The organism is Mycolicibacterium peregrinum (assembly GCF_001665625.1).
Lineage (GTDB): Bacteria > Actinomycetota > Actinomycetes > Mycobacteriales > Mycobacteriaceae > Mycobacterium > Mycobacterium peregrinum_B.
This window is the reverse complement of the sequence record NZ_LZSY01000028.1, coordinates 18,890-36,190: the sequence shown is the minus strand read 5'-3', so window position 1 is coordinate 36,190 and position 17,301 is coordinate 18,890. Positions and strand designations below refer to the sequence as shown.

The window sequence follows — 17,301 nt, the reverse complement described above, 5'->3', positions numbered from 1 at the left end:
GTCAACCTACTCGCCAGTAACCCGGAGTTGTTGGACCACTTGGCCTTACCTGCGCTCCAGGTCGTCGGGCCCGAACGCGTCGGGCAGTAGCTCCCGCAGCGGCCGCGGGCCCTGAGAATGGTCGATGAGCAACTCGGGGCCGCCGTGCTCGAGCAGTACCTGCCGACAACGTCCACAGGGCATCAACGCGCCCCCGTCGGGGCCCACACACGCCAGTGCGACGAGCCTTCCGCCGCCTCCGGAATGCAGGGCGCAGGCCACAGCACACTCGGCACAGAGACCTAGGCCATATGAGACATTCTCCACATTGCATCCGGTCACGACGCGGCCGTCGTCGACGAGCGCGGCGGCTCCCACCGGGAATCCCGAATAGGGCGCGTAGGCATGGGATGAAGCCTCGATCGCCTTGTAACGCAACAGGTTCCAGTCGACATCGACCGTCATGCGACCACTCCCGGCAAAGGTTCTGAATGCATTCCGAAACCCCAATTCCCGACCCGCACAGTAAGATAGGTAAGCCTAACTTTCTCGCTTTTTTGCGGTAGAACGGCTCAACCGTAATTCCTTCGCCAGCACAAATGGGTTTAGAGTCGCCCCGAGGTTTGGGGCTAATTCACAGGCAGGTCCCGAACGTCCACCGAAGACGTTGGAGGGCGAGATGAGTACTCAGACGGAGGTGCCGGCTCCGCAACCCAGGAAAACCCGTCGGCGCACCCTGTACAAGGGTGACCCGGGAATGTGGTCCTGGGTATTACACCGTATTACCGGTGCCACGATTTTCTTCTTCCTGTTTGTACATGTCCTTGATACCGCGCTGGTCCGGGTGAGCCCGCAGGCCTACAACGAGGTCATCGAGACGTACAAGACGCCCATCGTCGGACTGATGGAGATGGGCCTGGTCGCCGCAGTGCTCTTCCACGCACTGAACGGCATCCGCGTCATCCTCATCGACTTCTGGCAGCAGGGTCCCCGCTACCAGCGGCAGATGCTCGCGGTCGCCGTCGGCGTCTTTGCCGTGGTCCTCATCGCAGCACTAGGAGTTCTCGGTATGCACATGGCGGAGCGGTTCCTGTGAGCGCGCCAGGAGCGGGCGAGTCGCGGTTGGGCCGTCCGGCGCCGGTGATGGAACGCGAGCACGACCGGCCGGCCGCGCTGGACCACCCGCGCGCACCCCGTCGCCCCCGCGGCATCCCCTACTTCGAGAAGTACGCCTGGCTGTTCATGCGGTTCTCCGGCCTGGCGCTGGTGTTCCTCGCGCTCGGCCACCTGTTCATCATGCTGATGTGGCAGGACGGCGTGTACCGCATCGACTTCAACTACGTCGCACAGCGCTGGGCCTCCCCGTTCTGGCAGATCTGGGACATGGCCCTGCTGTGGCTCGCGATGATCCACGGGGCCAACGGCCTGCGCACCATCATCGGCGACTATGCCCGTAAGAACGTCACGAAGTTCTACCTGAATTCGCTGCTGCTGCTGGCGACAGGGTTCACGTTGGTTCTGGGTACCTACGTCCTGGTCACCTTCGACCCGAATATTGGGGGTTAACCAATGATTCAGGAACACCGCTACGACGTCGTCATCGTCGGCGCCGGCGGCGCCGGCATGCGCGCTGCCGTCGAGGCCGGCCCGCGCGTCCGTACCGCAGTGCTCACCAAGCTGTACCCGACCCGGTCCCACACTGGCGCGGCCCAGGGCGGCATGTGCGCCGCATTGGCCAACGTCGAAGAGGACAACTGGGAGTGGCACACCTTCGACACCGTCAAGGGCGGCGATTACCTCGCTGACCAGGACGCCGTCGAGATCATGGCCAAGGAGGCCATCGACGCGGTGCTGGACCTCGAGAAGATGGGCATGCCGTTCAACCGGACGCCCGAGGGCCGCATCGACCAGCGCCGGTTCGGCGGGCACACCCGCGATCACGGCAAGGCCCCGGTGCGCCGGGCCTGTTACGCCGCCGACCGCACCGGCCACATGATCCTGCAGACGCTGTACCAAAACTGCGTCAAGCACGACGTGGAGTTCTTCAACGAGTTCTACGCACTGGACATCGCGCTGACCGACACCCCGACGGGCCCGGTGGCCACCGGCGTCATCGCCTACGAGCTGGCGACCGGCGACATCCACATCTTCCACGCCAAGGCGGTCGTCTTCGCCACCGGCGGTTCGGGCCGGATGTACAAGACCACCTCCAACGCCCACACGCTGACCGGTGACGGCCTGGGCATCATCTTCCGCAAGGGACTTCCCTTGGAAGACATGGAATTTCACCAGTTCCACCCGACCGGCCTGGCCGGCCTGGGCATCCTGATCTCCGAAGCCGTGCGCGGCGAGGGCGGCCGGTTGCTCAACGGCGAGGGCGAGCGGTTCATGGAGCGCTACGCGCCGACGATCGTCGACCTTGCGCCGCGTGACATCGTCGCCCGTTCGATGGTGCTCGAGGTGCTCGAAGGCCGAGGCGCCGGACCGAACAAGGACTACGTCTACATCGACGTGCGCCACCTCGGCGAGGAAGTGCTGGAAGCCAAGCTGCCGGACATCACCGAGTTCGCCCGCACCTACCTGGGTGTGGACCCGGTGACCGAACTGGTGCCGGTGTACCCGACCTGCCACTACGTCATGGGCGGTATCCCGACCACGATCCACGGCCAGGTGCTGCGCGACAACACCAATGTCATCCCGGGCCTGTACGCCGCCGGTGAATGTGCGTGCGTGTCGGTGCACGGCGCCAACCGCCTTGGCACCAACTCGCTGCTGGACATCAACGTGTTCGGCCGTCGCGCCGGGATCGCCGCCGCCGAGTACGCCGCCAACCACAACCACGTCGACCTGCCGGAGAACCCGGCGGACATGGTGGTCGGCTGGGTCGGCGACATCCTCTCCGAGCACGGCAACGAGCGCGTCGCCGACATCCGCACTGCCCTGCAGCAGTCGATGGACAACAACGCCGCGGTGTTCCGCACCGAGGAGACGCTCAAGCAGGCGCTGACCGACATCCACGCGCTCAAGGAGCGGTACAGCCGAATCACCGTGCACGACAAGGGCAAGCGCTACAACAGCGACCTGCTCGAGGCGATCGAGCTGGGCTTCCTGCTGGAGCTGGCCGAGGTCACCGTGGTCGGTGCGCTCAACCGCAAGGAATCCCGCGGCGGGCACGCGCGTGAGGATTACCCCGACCGCGACGACACCAACTACATGCGCCACACCATGGCCTACAAGGAGGGCAGCGAGCTGCTGTCCGACATCCGGCTGGACTACAAGCCCGTGGTCCAGACCCGGTACGAGCCGATGGAAAGGAAGTACTGACCGTGAGTGCACCTGTCATCGACAAGCCCGAAGCCGGCGATCCGCCGCTGCCCCCGGTCCCCGAGGGCGCGGTCATGGTCACCCTCAAGATCGCCCGGTTCAACCCCGAGGACCCCGACGCCGCGGGCTGGCAGAGCTTCCGGGTTCCCTGCCTGCCAAGCGACCGGCTGCTCAACCTGCTGCTGTACGTGAAGGGCTACCTGGACGGCACGCTGACCTTCCGACGCTCCTGCGCCCACGGTGTGTGCGGCTCGGATGCCATGCGGATCAACGGCGTGAACCGGCTGGCCTGCAAGGTCCTCATGCGGGATCTGCTCCCCAAGAAGGCGAGCAAGCAGCTCACCATCACCATCGAGCCGATCCGCGGCCTGCCCGTGGAGAAGGACCTCGTGGTGGACATGGAGCCGTTCTTCGACGCCTACCGCGCCGTGAAGCCGTACCTGATCACCAGCGGCAACCCGCCCACCAAGGAGCGCATCCAGAGCGCCACCGACCGGGCCCGCTACGACGACACCACCAAGTGCATCCTGTGTGCGTGCTGCACCACCAGCTGCCCGGTGTACTGGAGCGAAGGGTCGTACTTCGGCCCGGCCGCGATCGTCAACGCGCACCGGTTCATCTTCGATTCGCGTGACGAGGCGGCTGCCGAGCGGCTGGACATCCTCAACGAGGTCGACGGTGTGTGGCGCTGCCGCACCACGTTCAACTGCACCGAGGCCTGCCCTCGTGGCATCCAGGTGACCCAGGCGATCCAGGAGGTCAAGCGCGCTCTGATGTTCGCGCGCTAGGTTTCTCTTTTCCCGAGTCTGAGCTTGTGTACGAGATTTCGCGAGAATCTCGAACACAAGCTCAGTTTCGTCAGTAGGGAGCGCCGGCCGCCTGCAGCGCGTGGCGGGTGCGGTCGATGACTGCGCGAGGACGATTCTTCAGCAAATCAGCCCCGACCCGGACCAGCCGCCAGCCAAGTTCGCGATACTGCGCGTCCTGGTCGATGTCCTTGGTGCGTTGTCTCGGATCGGTCCAATGCTGGATCCCGTCGTATTGAACGCCGACCTTCCACCTCGGCCAGCCCATGTCGATACGGCCGATGAAGGTGTACTCGTCGAAGACGTTGATCTGGGTGTGCGATGGACGCATGCCTGCCTCCGTGTACAGCAGACGCAGCCGGGTCTCCTGTGGCGATTCCGCACCGTCATCGGCGAGGTCGAGTACCTCGCGGAGCTGAACGAGACCGCGCATCCCCTTGTGCCGCAACACAAGCGGGTGCACTTCCGAGATCTTCAGGGAAGTGGCCTGTAGCAACGCATCCACACGAATCACAGCTGTCGTGAGTCCACGTCGACGGCCGAGGTCGAAGGCCGTTCTGTGGGGAGTTGTGGTCCTGATGCCGCGCACCAGGCAGATCTCATCGTCGGCGAGAGCGTCGCTGTGCAACACGATGCCAGCGGTCTTGTGCTGGCTGGGTTGGTTGAGTTCGGCGGGGTGTTTGGCGTCGATCCATTCCGAACGGTGCAGCGCAGCGGCTGACAGGCCTGCCACCCTCGCGCGCCGGCCCGACCAGAGCCAGGCCGCCACTGCCTTGTCTTCAGGAGTGAGGTTGGTGCCCCGCGGGACGTAAACGCCCCTGTACACCGCGTCGTACCGGGTGCGCAGCTGGTACCGGTTGAGCTTGCCGGACGCCAGCGCCTCGGAACCCAGAAACGGCATGTAGTTACGACGCCGAGGGCTGATCGCCGGTTCCCCGCGCGCCGAACCTGAGCTTGTGTGCGAGATTCCAGCGAAAACTCACACATAAGCTCAGGCTCGCCTGTCACCGAACCGCGTTCGGCGCTACTCCCCGATCGTGCGTAACTCCCAGGGCTGCATGCCGATAACCTCCGCCAGGTTCCGTTGCAGCGCAACACCGGCCGGCAGCGTGCGGTAGAAGATGTTGACCTCGGCGATCTTGCCGTCCGCGTCGAGCAGGACGAGAAATACCCCGTTGACTGCGGCGTCTCCGACTTGTAGGCGAAAGTGTGCGGCGTGGTGGGTGTCGCCGCTGAGCACCTCCATGTAGGTGTCATCGGACGCGAGTCCGTTGACGGCCTTGATGGTTCCCACGGCGACCTCGCGGCCGGTGATCGGCTTATCGCTGAACGGGCCGTACAGCACCACATCCTCGGCCAGCAGACCGCTGAGGACGTCTTCGTCTGCGCCGCCGTTGATACAGTCGACGAAGGACGCCAAGGTGTTGCGGTGCGGGGCGAATGTGGTCACGGATACTCCTCGTGGCATCGTGCGAAATTCATTGGTGGGCAACAGATATTCTTATCTCCGAGAAGTAGTGGCCGTTGTCCAAGTCGGCGAGCAGTTTGGGCTGAGCGGGTTCCCAGCCCAGGGCCTGGCGGGTGATGAGGCTGGAGGCCGGAAGGTTCATCGTGACCAGATTCGTGAACATGCCGAAGTATCCCGGCAGCATCAGTGCGTCCACCGGCACACTCACGGTGGGCAGGCCCAGACGGCTGCCGATGGCCTCGGCGATGTCGCGGAACGCGATTCCCTCGTCCTCGACCGCGTGCCAGTAGCTGCCGGCCGGTCCCTTCTCCAGCGCCAACCGGAACAGGGTGGCGATATCGCTGATGTGCACCGCATTCCACAGATTCGCGCCATCGCCGGGGTAAGCAGCGAAACCCTTCGCCTTCGCAAGTGCGATCAGGCCGGGGAGGAACCCAGCAGTGTCGGTCGTGTCGTGCGCGATGGTGGGAAACCGCACGATCGACGACCACACTCCCCGCTCGGCGAGTCCGATTACGGCGAGTTCCACGGCGTTACGGAATCGCAGGGTGCCCGAGTACTCCTGCCCGGCGGGCAGGGCCGGGTCCTCCTCGGTGGCCGGGCGCCCCAGCTTCCCGAATGACGACGAGGCAATACTGCCCGCCGCGACCAACGGCTTTCCGGTTCCCGCGAGTGCCTCCCCGTAGGCGTGGATGACCGGGACCTCCGCGGCGGTCACCGCGTCGATCCCGCCGGCGGGCAGCAGATCTTGCCGGTGCGCGACGTGGATGACGCCGTCGGAGTCCGCGGCCGCCTCCTTGAGCCCGTCGAGGTCCTCGAGGCTGCCGCGACGCACCTTCGCGCCGAGTGCGGACACGGCTGCCGCAGCCGTGTCGGATCGAGCCAGCCCGGTGACCTCGTGCCCGGCGGCGATGAGCTCGGGAATGATGTGCGTACCGGAATGACCGGTCCCGCCAGTGACGAAAACACGCATGTGACTGTCCTTTTCAGGGTAGGCAGCAGATCAGTTGAGGGCGTTGACGCCGAGGGAGAAGTTGGTGTGCCCGACGGAGTGGTTGACGAGGCTTATCTCCAGCAGGCCCGCGCTCTCCAGGGCCCGCGCCATCAGCAGCGGCCCGGCGTCCAGCGGACGCAGCCCCAGGCTCTCGATGAACGCCGACACGCGCGCCTTGGCCTGCGCGTCGTCGCCGGCGATGAAGACGTCCACCGGGCGGCCGTCGGACAGAACGTTGGAGAACAGGGTGTTGAACGCTTTGACGACGTGCGCGCCGGCGGGGACAGCCTTGGCGATCTCCTGCGCGCCGGAACTGCCGTCGGGGGTGACGAAGCCCGTCATGTCGGCCGCGACAGGGTTGGTGATGTCGACGATGACCTTGCCGCGCAGGGCATCCCCGTACTCGCTGACCACCGCCGCCGCGCTGGCATACGGCACAGCGAGGACGACGATGTCCCCCGTCGGGCCATTGCCGGCCATCCCTACTGTGGCGCCGTCGAGTTCGGCAGCCAATTCCTTCGCTTTCACCGGGTCGCGGCCGATGATCTCGACGGCGTTGCCGCCGGCGAGCGCCCGGTCCGCCAAGGCGCGGGCCATGTTTCCCAGGCCGATGATGCTGATGCTGCTCATGAGGTGTCCCATCGTGATTGACGATCAAAAAGGTTGACGCGTCAACATTAAGCCGGATTTTGATGATGCGTCAACCAATCGCGGTAACATCAGGGCCCATGGAGCCGAACTGGCTGAACCCTCGCGAAGACCGCGCCTGGCGAGCGTTCATACACGCCCATCAACAGATCGAGGCCCACCTGAGCCGACGCCTACAGGAATCGGGACTGTCCGGAGCCGACTACGAGGTCCTCGCGGCGCTCTCGGCCCTCGACGGAGACCGCATGCCCGCACACGCCCTCTGCAATGCCCTGAACTGGGAGAAGAGCCGCCTCTCCCACCAGTTGCGGCGTATGCAGAAGGACGGGCTGATCAACCGCGAACCGAACCCCGACGACGCCCGCAGCACCATGGTCTGCCTGCTGCCGGCCGGCCGCGCCACCATCGAGAAGGCTGCACCCGGCCACGTGCAGGATGTCCGCCGCAACTTCATCGACCTGTTCACCCCAACCGAGCTCGACATGCTCGCCGACCTCAACGAACGAATCCTGCAGCACCTGACCGAGGACGACGACCCGCCCCGCTGAGGCGGCTAGTTCTCGCCCACGCCGCACGTTGGCGCTGCCGCCGGGATGGCCTTGTCGATCAGAACGGCTGCGACAGCGGCTGCGGTGGCGAAGGTTTCGGCATTGAGGACCCGGTTGCGGGCCGACGCGCCATCCAGGAGCAGCGCCAGCTGTTCGCCGAGCTGTTCGGAGTTGGTGGCACCGGCCTCGCGGGCGGTTTCGACGAGCCGCGCGGCAAAGGCCAACTTGTAGTCGCGGGCGTGGAGGCGTGCCGGGTGGCCCGGGTCGTTGATTTCGACAGCCGCCGCGATGAACGGGCACAGGGGCGCGTGGATATCGAAGACGGCCAGTAGCCGTTCGCGGGGGGTGAGGTCGGTGCGGTCGAACACCTCGGGCAGGACGTCGGGATCGAAACGGCGTAGATGTTCGGCGATCAGCTCGTCCTTGCTGGCGAAGTGCTGGTAGAAGGTGCGCTTGGACACCTGGGCCACCGCGCAGAGCTCGTCCATGCCGGTGCTGTTGATGCCTTGATCGCGGAACAGTTGTCGTGACGCGCCGAGGATGCGCTCTCGTGCGCCCCTGCCGCGGCGCAGGCCTCGCGGCCCCTTCTCCAGCTCCGTCATATGCCCAGCGTAGCCCAATCGGGTACCGATCGGTGTGCATAGCTTGCGCTCGACATCGCCTTCCATTACGTTAAGCACTCAGATCGGTGTACCTAACATCGGCAGTCTCGGAGAGATGGAGCGATCGTGGGAAAACTTGATGGCAAGGTCGCGGTGATCACCGGCGCGACGAGTGGGATGGCACTGGCCGGTGCCAAGTTGTTCGCCGACGAGGGAGCCCACGTCTTCATCTCGGGGCGGCGGAAGGATGCACTGGACGAAGCCGTCGAACAGATCGGGCGGAATGCGACTGGCGTACAGGGTGATTCCGCCGACCTCGACGATCTGGACCACTTGTTCGACACGGTCAAGCGGGAGAAGGGCGCGATCGACGTGTTGTGGGCGAGCGCCGGGGTGGGCAAGCAGAGCAGGCTCGGTGACATCACCGAGGAGGACTTTCACGACGCTTTCTGGCTGAACGCGCGCGGCACCCTGTTCACGGTCCAGAAGGCGCTGCCGCTGTTCAACGATGGCGGCTCGATCTTCATGACCGGGTCGAACGCATCGCTGCGGGGCTACCCAAATTGGAGTGTCTACGCGGGAAGCAAGGCCGTGCTGCCCGCCTACGCACGGGTGTGGGTGTCGGAGTTGAGGGACCGGAAGATCCGGGTGAACGTGCTGACCCCCGGCCAGGTCGCCTCGCCGATGTTGGCGGAGGTGATGGACGAGGAGATGAAGGCGCAGTTCGAGTCCGTGATCCCACGGCGAGAGATGGGCGACCCAACGGAGATCGCTTCGGCCGCATTGTTCCTCGCCTCCGACGACTCGAGCTATGTCAACGGCATGGAACTGGTGGTCGACGGCGGCACGACGGTGATCTGAGGAGCGACCATGACCACATTCGCCGCACACCGCGACACCGTGGAGGCGTTCGTCGACTGCATGCACGGCGGCGCCGACAAAGACGCTCTTTCCGCGATTCTCGCCGAGGACGTGGTGCTGTACGGCCCGCTCGGCGATGAGCCGGTCACCGGCCGCGAGGCAGTGCTGGAAGCCATCCAGACCGTCAGCGCGGTGGCCGCCGACCTCACCTACAAGGAAGTCCTCAGCGGAAGGACACACCACGCCGCGCACTTCCGGCTCCAGGTCGACGACGCGATGGTCGACGGTATGGACTGCTTCCGGCTCGACGCCGACGGCAGGATCGCCGAGGTGACCATATGGTGGCGCCCGCTGCCTGCCGGCGTCCAGATGCAGGGGCACCTTGCCCGTCTCCTCGGCGTCAAGCCGTGGGAACTCCTCACCCCACTCTGACCGCCGGGCTACGCCCGCCGAACCTGAGCTTGTGTGCGAGATTCCAGCGAAAACTCACACACAAGCTCAGGCTCGGCCTGTCACACATTCCGGGGCCATCTCGTCTAACGGGTATGACCGAGACGAAGACACGAATCCCCGCTGTTACCCCCAAACAAGCCGGCCTGCTGACCCGCGCCATGTACTGGTACGCCAAGCGCCAGTTCGGTGAGGTGCCTGAGCCGTTCGCGGTGGCCGCTCACCATCCGCGTCTGTTGGTCGCCAACGGTGTCCACGAGATGCTGCTGCAGGGCGGCTCCAAGAAACTGCCCGCCACCGTCCGCGAGCTCGCGGTGTTCTGGACTGCCCGCACCGTCGGCTGCTCGTGGTGCGTGGACTTCGGCTCCATGCTGATGCGGTTGGAGAACCTCGACGTGGAACGGCTCAAGTCGATCGACGACTACGCAACCTCGCCGCTGTTCACCGATGACGAGCGCGCCGCAATCGCCTATGCGAACGCGATGACCACGGACCCGCACACCGTCACCGACGAGCAGGTGGCCGATCTGCAACGCCGGTTCGGCGACGACGGCGTGATCGAGCTGACCTATCAGATCGGGGTGGAGAACATGCGGTCGCGGATGTACGCGGCGCTGGGCATCACCGAGCAGGGCTTCAACTCCGGCGATGCGTGCCGGGTGCCTTGGGCGGAGTGAGCGCGGGGAGCAGTGACTCCGGAGTGAACGTCGGGGGGCTGGCTTCAAGCTGCGGCCAGGTGGTAGAACACGTTACAGAAACAGTGGCCCCCGCTGCTGAAACCACCTGCTCAGCGAGGAGCGCCCATGCATTGGTACACCGGCAACACGTTCTACGACACCGTGCTGACCGCGGCCTTCGCATTCGCCGTGTTCGTGATCATCGGCGGCTTCTTCGCACAGAGCTCGTATGGGCGTTTCTCGACGACGAAACTCGGCCTCAACCTCAACCCGAAGCTCGGCTGGTGGCTGATGGAGATCCCCGCGACCGTGGTGTTCTTGATCAGCTACCTGGCCGGGCCGAACCGGTTCGAGCCGACGTCCCTGGTACTGGCCGGAATCTGGATGCTGCACTACGCCAACCGGGGCTGGTTCTTCCCGCTGGCGATCCGCCAGATGCCAGGCAAGCGCGGCACCTTCAACGTCTCGGTGATCGTGATGGGCATGCTGGTCACATCGATGCACGGCTACCTCAACGGGACCCTGTTCAGCCATGACTTCTTCGGGCAGTACACCACCGCGTGGTTGACCGACCCGCGATTCCTGGTGGGGTTGGTGATCTACCTGTGCGGGTTCGCGCTGTTGGTCAACTCCGAGTCGATCGTGCGGAACCTGCGTGAGAAGAACAACCCCGGCGTTGCCGAGTACCGGATCCCGTTCGGCGGCGGCTTCCGATTCGTCACCAGCCCGGCATATCTGGGCGAGATCATCGCCTGGTCCGGGTTCGCGCTGCTGACCTGGGCCCTGCCCGGCGTCGCGATCCTGCTGATCACTGCAGGCAACCTGGTTCCCCGGGCGCTGGGCACCCACGGCTGGTACCAGGAGAAGTTCCCCGAGTACCCCACCGATCGCAAGGCGTTGATCCCCTACGTCCTGTGAGCGTCACGCCTCCGCGGGCGTGATCTCGATGTAAGCCGTGGGTACCCCGGCCAGTTGACTGCCGTAGTCGAGGCTGCGTTCGAACACCTTCATCGGAGCGCTCCAGTTGGCGGCAATGACCGCCTCGGCGTGGGCGTGTTCGGCCTCGGGCAAAATGCGCGCCACGCCGGCAACGACGGGCCCACTGGGCTTGCCGCGCAGATTGCTCGCGACCACAAGGACTTTCGGGTTGTTGCGGATTCGCTTGACCTTCCCGGTCGACGGATCGGTGCGCACATAGATCTTGCCGCCGGCCACACCGTGGTTGATCGGGCTGGGCATCGCCTCACCTGATCGCTTGAAGGTCACCAACACGATCTGGCGGTAGTCCTCGAACCCGGTGAAGTCCGATCCGGTCGGTGCGCCGATGTCGAAGGCGTCGCGATGGCGCATCTTGTCCATGCCGCGGAACATCATTCGGCTCAACGTGTGGGCCAAGGTGCCCGGTTCGTTCGGCATCATTGAGCACCTCGCAGGGGCGATCCGGTGAACTTGTCAGGGTTGGCGATGTCCCAGACCGCACAGACCAAGCCGTCGCGAACGGTGAAGATCGTCACCCGCGGCATCATCTCGGGGTAGCCGTCACCGGCGGGAGCGCCTGCCGTGTAGACCCCCAGCTGGCCGTTGACGAGCGCAAATTGACTGCCTGCCAACCAGTTCGGGCCATACTTCTTGGACAGACCGAGGATGAACCGGGCCACCTTGTCCGGCCCGTGGATGACGCGGGCAGCGGTCGGGGCACGACGGTTCGAATCACCGGTGAACGTGACGTCGGGATGCAGCAGCCGGACGACAGCATCGAGCTCCCCCGACGCCAGGGCGGCCATCAGCTCGCCTGCGACCTGATTGTGCAGGTCGTCGGGCGACGAAGCAGGCGGATTGTCGGACACCGCGCGGCGGGCCCGCGAAGCCAATTGGCGGGCCGAGGCATCGCTGACACCGAGCACGCCGGCGATCTCGCTGAAGGGCAGGCCGAACCCGTCGTGCAACACGAACGCCACACGCTGATCCGGGGTGAGCCGCTCCAACACCACCATCGCGGCGAACCGGGCGTCTTCCCCGGCCACCACCGCGTTGAGCGGGTCGTTGGCGTCGAGCCCGGTCACGACAGGCTCCGGCAGCCATTCCCCGTAATAGGCCTCACGGCGGTGGGCAGCCGAGCGCAGCCGGTCCAGACCCAGCCGGCTCACCACAGTGGTCAGCCAGGCCCGCAGGTCGGCGATCGTGGTCTGGTTGGATTCCCAGCGGATCCACGCGTCCTGGACGATGTCCTCGGCATCGGCGAAGGTTCCGGTGAGGCGATAGGCCACGGCAAGCAGGTGTGGCCGCAACTCCTCGAACTCGCCGACCCGAGCGCTCGCGGTCATGCCCCCAGTTTAGGGCGCGCCCTCAGACACCGATCATGACGTACGTCTTGCGGATCGCCTCAGTGACGAACCACGTCCCGCGCCACCCTCGGGGCAGGACCAGCAACGTGCCCGGCCCGATGTCGGCGCTCGTTCCGTCCTCGCCGACCACGCTGCCTGCGCCCGAGATGATGTGACAGACCTCTGTCGCACTCGAACGGTCCGCGGTGAACTCCCCCGGGCCGCATTCCCACACCCCGGTGTCGGTCACCGCATCGGCCCAGACACTGATCGCAGATTCCAGCTGACCGCTGACACTCGTCGGTTTCGGTTGCGGCTCGGGCAGTTCGGCAGTTGTGGCGTCAACATGCAGCAGGTTCACAGTCGTCTCCATGGCGTCAGCGCCCCGTGATCTTGTTGGCCACCCGTGCCAGCCCACTGGTACCGGCCAGCCCGCGGGTGGACTCGCGACGGTCAGCGGTGCGGTACAGCGCATACATCGCCTGGACCCCGAGCCACCGGAATGGCTCCGGTTCCCACTTGCGGACCCGTCGCCCCACCCAGGGCAACCGGGTGAGCGCGGTGTCACGCTTGAGGACGAGGTCGGCAAGTGTGTGCCCGGCCAGGTTGGTGGTGGTCAGACCGCTGCCGACATACCCTCCCGCGGTGCCGAGCCCGCTGGCCTGGTCGAAGTCCACGGTGGCGGTCCAGTCGCGTGGCACTCCGAGCACACCGCACCAGGCGTGCTCGATCGGAACATCGCGGGTCGCGGGGAACATGTCGCGAACGAGCGCCCCGAGAGCGTCGATGGTCCACTGCTGGGTGGCGCCGCGATGGTCGAGCGCCGATCCGTACCGGTAAGGAATTCCACGGCCGCCCAGGGCAATTCGATTGTCCGCCGTACGCTGGGCGTACATGTAGCCGTGCGCGTAGTCGCCGAGGAGCTCGGCCCCCTTCCAGCCGACCTCCTGCAGCACGGATTCCGGAAGCGGTTCGGTCACCACCATCGACGAATTCATCGGCAGCCACGCGCGGCGTTGTCCCGGCATGGTCGCGGTGAAACCTTCGAGACAGCGCAGGATCACGGGGGCGCGGACATCGCCGCGCGCCGTGATGGCACGACCAGCCTTGATGTCGGTCACCTCGGTCTGCTCGTAGATCGCGACGCCCATGCCCTCCACCGCGCGGGCCAGTCCGCCGACCAGCTTGGCCGGCTGCACCCGTGCGCAGTGCGGGGTGAACAACGCACCCATGGCGCCTTCTACCCGGATGCGGGCGTTGGACTCGTCACCGGTGAGCACAACGAAGTCGTCCTGGGTCGCACCCCAGCTCCGCTCGTAGTCGAGCGACTCACGCAGCCTGCCCATCTGGGCCTGGTTGCGTGCCACGTGCAGCACACCGTCCTTGACGATGTCGGCCTCGATACCCTCGGATTTCGTGACGCCGATGACCTCGTCGACGGCACCCCGCATGGCCCGCATGAGTTCCACGACGCCGCCATGACCGTGCGTGGAGGCATAGGCGTCGCGGGACCCGGCGAGTTCCGCAGACAGCCATCCACCGTTACGGCCGGACGCCCCGAATCCGGCGAACTCCTTCTCCAGCATCACGATTCGCAGGTCAGGCTGCTCCCGCTTGAGGTAATACGCTGCCCACAAGCCGGTCAGCCCCGCCCCGACGATGCAGACGTCGGCTTCGAGCGACCCCGGCAAGGGCGGTCTCGATTTCGGAAAACCCGCCGCGCGATACCAGAACGACACACTGCCGTTCACGAAGTCATTGGCGAGACCGCTGGTCGTGCGACCGTCGGGGGACATCTTGGTTCTCCTGTACTCGTGGCTGTTGTCAGTGATGGATACGCCGGCCGACGTCATGTGTCGGCGGGCAGGATCGTGGCGACATCCGGATCGAAGGTCAACCAGACCTTCTGCCCCGCTTGGGTCGGCGTGATGCTGTCCGCGCTTTCCCGGACGAGCGCGACGGTGCCGTCGGGCAGACTGACCTCGACCTTGCGGGAGTTGCCCAGGTAGATCTCCTGAATCACGGTGCCCGGCACCGCATTGACGGCCTCGGGCTCCCCGTCGCCGGTGAGGATGCGGATCCGCTCCGGACGCACCACCACGGCCACCGCGTCTCCACTGGCAGCATCGCCCCGGCCGGCCACGATCCGCCGCCCATAGGCGTTCACGGCGAGCCCGTCTTCGAGCTTTCCGTAGAACAGCGACGACTCCCCGAGGAACCGGGCCACGAAGATGCTCTTCGGGCGCTCGTAAAGATCTGTGGGCGAACCGATCTGTTCGATTCGGGCCTTGTTGAACACTGCGATGCGGTCCGACAGCACCAGGGCCTCGTCCTGATCGTGCGTGACGTAGACGAACGTGGTGCCGAGCTCGCCGTGGATGCGCTTGATCTCCAGTTGCAGCGAATCGCGCAGTTTCTTGTCCAGCGCACCGAGCGGTTCGTCCATCAGCAGCACCCGCGGTTCGTAGACCATGGCGCGGGCGAACGCGACCCGCTGCTGCTGACCACCGGACAGTTCCTTGGGCATCCGCTTGCCGTAGCCGTCGAGGCCGACCGTCCGCAGCGCGGCGGCCACCTTCTCGCGACGCTGAGCCTTGGCCATCTTGCGTTGCCGCAGCGGGTATTCGACGTTGTCGATCACCGTCATGTGCGGGAACAGCGCGTAGTGCTGGAACACCATGCCGATGTTGCGGCGGTACGGCGGCAGATCGGCCACCGGCCGGCCGTCGATCAACAGCTCGCCCTCCGTGACGTCGGCGAAACCGGCAATCATGTTGAGCGTGGTGGTCTTTCCCGACCCGCTGGGACCGAGAAGGGTGAGGAACTCACCGGGCCGCGCGTCGAGGTCGATGGCGTTGACGACGGTCTCCGACCCGTAGGTCTTCGTCAGGCGCCGCATGGTGATCGACGCTCCGTGCGGGGTTTGGTCAGTGGACACGGTTCCTCCTGCGCGAATAGATGCCCGCGACGACCGTCAGACACGTCGTGAGGGCAAGGATGAGGGTGGCGGCCGCAGCGATGGTGGGATCGGTGTCACGCGTGACCGAGGCATACATCTTGACCGGCAACGTCTGCAGATACGGGTTCTGGATGAACAGCGACAACACCACTTCGTCGAAGCTCGTCGCGAACGCGAACAGCGCACCCGAGAGCACCCCTGGGGCCACCGACGGCAGTGTGACGGTACGGAAGGTGGTCCAGCGGCCGGCACCGCAGATCGCCGCGGCATCCTCCAGGCGCCGGTCGAACCCCTGCAGGCTGGCCATCACCGGCACGATGACGAAGGGCAGCGCCAACATGCTGTGTGCGACGACGAAGCCGAACACCGTCCCGAGCAGGTTCAACCTCAGGAACAACGCGTACAGACCGACGGCGACCACGATCACCGGAACGACCATGGGAGCCAACAGGAATGCGCGTATCCCCTGCCGGCCGGCCAGCGAAGTGCGGCTGAGCGCCACCGCCGCGGCAGTGCCGAACAAGGTGGCGAACACGGCCACCAGGACGCCGACTTCCAGGCTCGCCTTCAGGGCCGAGATCCACGCCGGGTCCTCGAAGAACGTGTGATACCACCGCGTCGACCATCCGGTCGGCGGGAACGCGAACGAGGGCCGGTCGGTGAAGCTCAGCGGCACCACGATCAACGACGGTGCGACCAGCCATAATCCGACACCCGCGCAGAACAGTCCGAGCAGGACGTTCCAGAACGTCTTCATGTGCCGTGTCATGCCGTGCGCTCCTTCCGGTTTCGGCGCAGCAGGTACATCAGGGCCGCGAGGACCAAGAAGGTGACGAGCAGCAGGACCACGCCCATCGCACCTCCCCTGCCCCAGGCCAGCAGGCTCGTGACCTGCACGTAGATCTGCTGACTGATCAGGGCGTCATCCGGAGCGCCGAGCAACGCCGGGGTGACGTAGAAGCCGAGGCTGCTGATGAACACCATCAGGCAGCCCGCTCCCACGCCGGGCATCGACAACGGAACCCAGATCCTGGCGAACGAGATCACCGGCCGCGCACCGAGACTCGACGATGCGAGCACGAGCCTGCGGTCGATACCGGACATCACGGCGTACAGCGGCAGCACCATGAACGGCAGCAGGATCTGGCTCATCCCGATGACCACGCCCAGATTGGTGCGCAGCAACGGCACACCGCCCAGCCCGACGAAGGACAGCAGGGTTTGGATCGGTCCGCCGTCCTCCAGCAGGATCACCCAGGCGAAGGTGCGCACCATCAGGCTGGTCCAGAACGGCACCAGCACGATCAGTGTCAGCGCGATACGCACCGCCGGTCCGAACGCGACCATGGCGTACGCGTACGGGTAGCCGAGAACCAGGCAGATCGCCGTGACCTCCAGGCCCGTGGTGAACGTGCGCAACAGAACGCTGCGTTGCACGGAATCGCCCAGGTACCAGGCGAAATTGCCGAAGCCGAGTTCTGGATCGCTGAATGCCTGCCAGAACATGATGGCCAGCGGCAGTCCGAACACCCCGACCACGAGCAGGATCGACGGCAGCAACAACCCGACGTCGCCCAATCTCCGACCCGAAGGCGGGGCGGTTGTCTGGATCTTGGGTGGCGCACCACCGGCCAGAACATCGACCATCGACATACGACGAA

The 17,301-nt window shown here is 65.5% G+C and carries 21 protein-coding genes and 1 pseudogene; 9 read left to right on the top strand and 13 right to left on the bottom strand.

From position 1 onward, the window contains the following. Positions 1-45 precede the first annotated feature (45 nt). Positions 46-444, bottom strand: a complete 399-nt coding sequence (locus A5779_RS04545; RefSeq protein ID WP_064879387.1) for a cytidine deaminase — start codon at positions 442-444, stop codon at positions 46-48. 214 nt (positions 445-658) lie between these two features. On the opposite strand from A5779_RS04545, the gene sdhC reads away from it, so the two are divergent. Genes sdhC through A5779_RS04525 form a run of 4 tightly spaced genes read left to right on the top strand, consistent with a single transcriptional unit; the run spans position 659 to position 4,091 of the window. Further along, positions 659-1,075, top strand: coding sequence for a succinate dehydrogenase, cytochrome b556 subunit (gene sdhC, locus A5779_RS04540; protein WP_082448777.1), 417 nt, complete (start codon positions 659-661; stop codon positions 1,073-1,075). A gap of 47 nt (positions 1,076-1,122) precedes the next feature. Further along, positions 1,123-1,545, top strand: a complete 423-nt coding sequence (locus A5779_RS04535) for a succinate dehydrogenase hydrophobic membrane anchor subunit (protein WP_003882378.1) — start codon at positions 1,123-1,125, stop codon at positions 1,543-1,545. Between the two features lie 3 nt (positions 1,546-1,548). Continuing rightward, positions 1,549-3,303 carry a succinate dehydrogenase flavoprotein subunit gene (sdhA, locus tag A5779_RS04530; protein ID WP_055109597.1) on the top strand — a complete coding sequence of 585 codons (1,755 nt, stop codon included), beginning with the start codon at positions 1,549-1,551 and terminating at the stop codon, positions 3,301-3,303. A 2-nt stretch (positions 3,304-3,305) separates the two neighbouring features. Further along, a complete protein-coding gene (locus A5779_RS04525) occupies positions 3,306-4,091 on the top strand; it encodes a succinate dehydrogenase iron-sulfur subunit (protein ID WP_064879385.1) in 786 nt (261 codons plus the stop codon). A gap of 70 nt (positions 4,092-4,161) precedes the next feature. Here the strand turns inward: A5779_RS04525 and A5779_RS04520 are convergent, their stop codons facing one another. From A5779_RS04520 to A5779_RS04505, 4 genes are all read right to left on the bottom strand, one after another. After that, the gene (locus tag A5779_RS04520) at positions 4,162-5,010 is read right to left on the bottom strand and encodes a type IV toxin-antitoxin system AbiEi family antitoxin (protein ID WP_064879383.1); all 849 of its coding nucleotides are present in this window, start codon (positions 5,008-5,010) and stop codon (positions 4,162-4,164) included. A 123-nt stretch (positions 5,011-5,133) separates the two neighbouring features. Further along, positions 5,134-5,559: a nuclear transport factor 2-like protein gene (locus A5779_RS04515; protein WP_064879381.1), complete on the bottom strand. Its 426-nt coding sequence runs from the start codon at positions 5,557-5,559 to the stop codon at positions 5,134-5,136. Between the two features lie 28 nt (positions 5,560-5,587). Further along, the gene (locus A5779_RS04510; protein WP_064879379.1) at positions 5,588-6,550 is read right to left on the bottom strand and encodes an SDR family oxidoreductase; all 963 of its coding nucleotides are present in this window, start codon (positions 6,548-6,550) and stop codon (positions 5,588-5,590) included. Positions 6,551-6,580: 30 nt separating this feature from the next. Next, on the bottom strand, positions 6,581-7,201 hold the full coding sequence (locus A5779_RS04505) for an NADPH-dependent F420 reductase (protein ID WP_064879376.1): 621 nt from the start codon (positions 7,199-7,201) through the stop codon (positions 6,581-6,583). A 98-nt stretch (positions 7,202-7,299) separates the two neighbouring features. Between A5779_RS04505 and A5779_RS04500 the strand changes: the two genes are divergently transcribed. Next, positions 7,300-7,767, top strand: a complete 468-nt coding sequence (locus A5779_RS04500) for a MarR family winged helix-turn-helix transcriptional regulator (protein ID WP_064879375.1) — start codon at positions 7,300-7,302, stop codon at positions 7,765-7,767. Positions 7,768-7,772: 5 nt separating this feature from the next. On the opposite strand, the gene A5779_RS04495 is transcribed toward A5779_RS04500, so the two are convergent. Further along, a complete protein-coding gene (locus A5779_RS04495; protein WP_064879461.1) occupies positions 7,773-8,369 on the bottom strand; it encodes a TetR/AcrR family transcriptional regulator in 597 nt (198 codons plus the stop codon). A gap of 126 nt (positions 8,370-8,495) precedes the next feature. On the opposite strand from A5779_RS04495, the gene A5779_RS04490 reads away from it, so the two are divergent. From A5779_RS04490 to A5779_RS04475, 4 genes and pseudogenes are all read left to right on the top strand, one after another. After that, positions 8,496-9,230 carry an SDR family NAD(P)-dependent oxidoreductase gene (locus A5779_RS04490; RefSeq protein ID WP_064879373.1) on the top strand — a complete coding sequence of 245 codons (735 nt, stop codon included), beginning with the start codon at positions 8,496-8,498 and terminating at the stop codon, positions 9,228-9,230. A gap of 9 nt (positions 9,231-9,239) precedes the next feature. After that, a complete protein-coding gene (locus tag A5779_RS04485; protein ID WP_064879371.1) occupies positions 9,240-9,662 on the top strand; it encodes a nuclear transport factor 2 family protein in 423 nt (140 codons plus the stop codon). A gap of 80 nt (positions 9,663-9,742) precedes the next feature. Then, a pseudogene (locus A5779_RS04480) lies at positions 9,743-10,357 on the top strand (carboxymuconolactone decarboxylase family protein); the annotation flags it as partial. A gap of 126 nt (positions 10,358-10,483) precedes the next feature. Next, positions 10,484-11,275, top strand: a complete 792-nt coding sequence (locus A5779_RS04475; RefSeq protein WP_064879367.1) for a phosphatidylethanolamine N-methyltransferase family domain-containing protein — start codon at positions 10,484-10,486, stop codon at positions 11,273-11,275. 3 nt (positions 11,276-11,278) lie between these two features. On the opposite strand, the gene A5779_RS04470 is transcribed toward A5779_RS04475, so the two are convergent. From A5779_RS04470 to A5779_RS04440, 7 genes are read right to left on the bottom strand one after another with little or no spacing between them, the layout of a single operon-like run. Further along, complete coding sequence (locus tag A5779_RS04470) at positions 11,279-11,773, bottom strand: PPOX class F420-dependent oxidoreductase (RefSeq protein ID WP_064879459.1); 495 nt, start codon at positions 11,771-11,773, stop codon at positions 11,279-11,281. After that, a complete protein-coding gene (locus A5779_RS04465; protein ID WP_064879364.1) occupies positions 11,773-12,681 on the bottom strand; it encodes a sigma-70 family RNA polymerase sigma factor in 909 nt (302 codons plus the stop codon). The genes A5779_RS04470 and A5779_RS04465 overlap by 1 nt, the downstream gene beginning before the upstream one ends. Before the next feature lie 22 nt (positions 12,682-12,703). After that, positions 12,704-13,054, bottom strand: coding sequence for a cupin domain-containing protein (locus A5779_RS04460; protein ID WP_064879362.1), 351 nt, complete (start codon positions 13,052-13,054; stop codon positions 12,704-12,706). 4 nt (positions 13,055-13,058) lie between these two features. Continuing rightward, the gene (locus tag A5779_RS04455) at positions 13,059-14,477 is read right to left on the bottom strand and encodes an NAD(P)/FAD-dependent oxidoreductase (RefSeq protein ID WP_064879455.1); all 1,419 of its coding nucleotides are present in this window, start codon (positions 14,475-14,477) and stop codon (positions 13,059-13,061) included. Between the two features lie 53 nt (positions 14,478-14,530). After that, the gene (locus A5779_RS04450) at positions 14,531-15,619 is read right to left on the bottom strand and encodes an ABC transporter ATP-binding protein (protein ID WP_082941526.1); all 1,089 of its coding nucleotides are present in this window, start codon (positions 15,617-15,619) and stop codon (positions 14,531-14,533) included. Further along, positions 15,609-16,409 (bottom strand): ABC transporter permease, encoded by an 801-nt coding sequence (locus tag A5779_RS04445; RefSeq protein WP_236734645.1) that lies wholly within the window; start codon positions 16,407-16,409, stop codon positions 15,609-15,611. The genes A5779_RS04450 and A5779_RS04445 overlap by 11 nt, the downstream gene beginning before the upstream one ends. Beyond that, on the bottom strand, positions 16,406-17,293 hold the full coding sequence (locus A5779_RS04440; protein WP_064879357.1) for an ABC transporter permease: 888 nt from the start codon (positions 17,291-17,293) through the stop codon (positions 16,406-16,408). The genes A5779_RS04445 and A5779_RS04440 overlap by 4 nt, the downstream gene beginning before the upstream one ends. Positions 17,294-17,301 lie beyond the last annotated feature (8 nt).

Excerpts from the sequence above, each read along its gene's own strand:
- A5779_RS04520 (WP_064879383.1), bottom strand. The coding sequence starts at position 5,010 with ATGCCGTTTCTGGGTTCCGAGGCGCTGGCGTCCGGCAAGCTCAACCGG.
- A5779_RS04485 (WP_064879371.1), top strand. The coding sequence starts at position 9,240 with ATGACCACATTCGCCGCACACCGCGACACCGTGGAGGCGTTCGTCGAC.
- A5779_RS04535 (WP_003882378.1), top strand. The coding sequence starts at position 1,123 with ATGGAACGCGAGCACGACCGGCCGGCCGCGCTGGACCACCCGCGCGCA.
- A5779_RS04500 (WP_064879375.1), top strand. The coding sequence starts at position 7,300 with ATGGAGCCGAACTGGCTGAACCCTCGCGAAGACCGCGCCTGGCGAGCG.
- A5779_RS04465 (WP_064879364.1), bottom strand. The coding sequence starts at position 12,681 with ATGACCGCGAGCGCTCGGGTCGGCGAGTTCGAGGAGTTGCGGCCACAC.
- A5779_RS04445 (WP_236734645.1), bottom strand. The coding sequence starts at position 16,409 with ATGACACGGCACATGAAGACGTTCTGGAACGTCCTGCTCGGACTGTTC.
- A5779_RS04470 (WP_064879459.1), bottom strand. The coding sequence starts at position 11,773 with ATGCCGAACGAACCGGGCACCTTGGCCCACACGTTGAGCCGAATGATG.
- A5779_RS04495 (WP_064879461.1), bottom strand. The coding sequence starts at position 8,369 with ATGACGGAGCTGGAGAAGGGGCCGCGAGGCCTGCGCCGCGGCAGGGGC.
- A5779_RS04510 (WP_064879379.1), bottom strand. The coding sequence starts at position 6,550 with ATGCGTGTTTTCGTCACTGGCGGGACCGGTCATTCCGGTACGCACATC.
- sdhC (WP_082448777.1), top strand. The coding sequence starts at position 659 with ATGAGTACTCAGACGGAGGTGCCGGCTCCGCAACCCAGGAAAACCCGT.
- A5779_RS04455 (WP_064879455.1), bottom strand. The coding sequence starts at position 14,477 with ATGTCCCCCGACGGTCGCACGACCAGCGGTCTCGCCAATGACTTCGTG.
- A5779_RS04475 (WP_064879367.1), top strand. The coding sequence starts at position 10,484 with ATGCATTGGTACACCGGCAACACGTTCTACGACACCGTGCTGACCGCG.
- sdhA (WP_055109597.1), top strand. The coding sequence starts at position 1,549 with ATGATTCAGGAACACCGCTACGACGTCGTCATCGTCGGCGCCGGCGGC.
- A5779_RS04440 (WP_064879357.1), bottom strand. The coding sequence starts at position 17,293 with ATGTCGATGGTCGATGTTCTGGCCGGTGGTGCGCCACCCAAGATCCAG.
- A5779_RS04505 (WP_064879376.1), bottom strand. The coding sequence starts at position 7,201 with ATGAGCAGCATCAGCATCATCGGCCTGGGAAACATGGCCCGCGCCTTG.
- A5779_RS04545 (WP_064879387.1), bottom strand. The coding sequence starts at position 444 with ATGACGGTCGATGTCGACTGGAACCTGTTGCGTTACAAGGCGATCGAG.
- A5779_RS04460 (WP_064879362.1), bottom strand. The coding sequence starts at position 13,054 with ATGGAGACGACTGTGAACCTGCTGCATGTTGACGCCACAACTGCCGAA.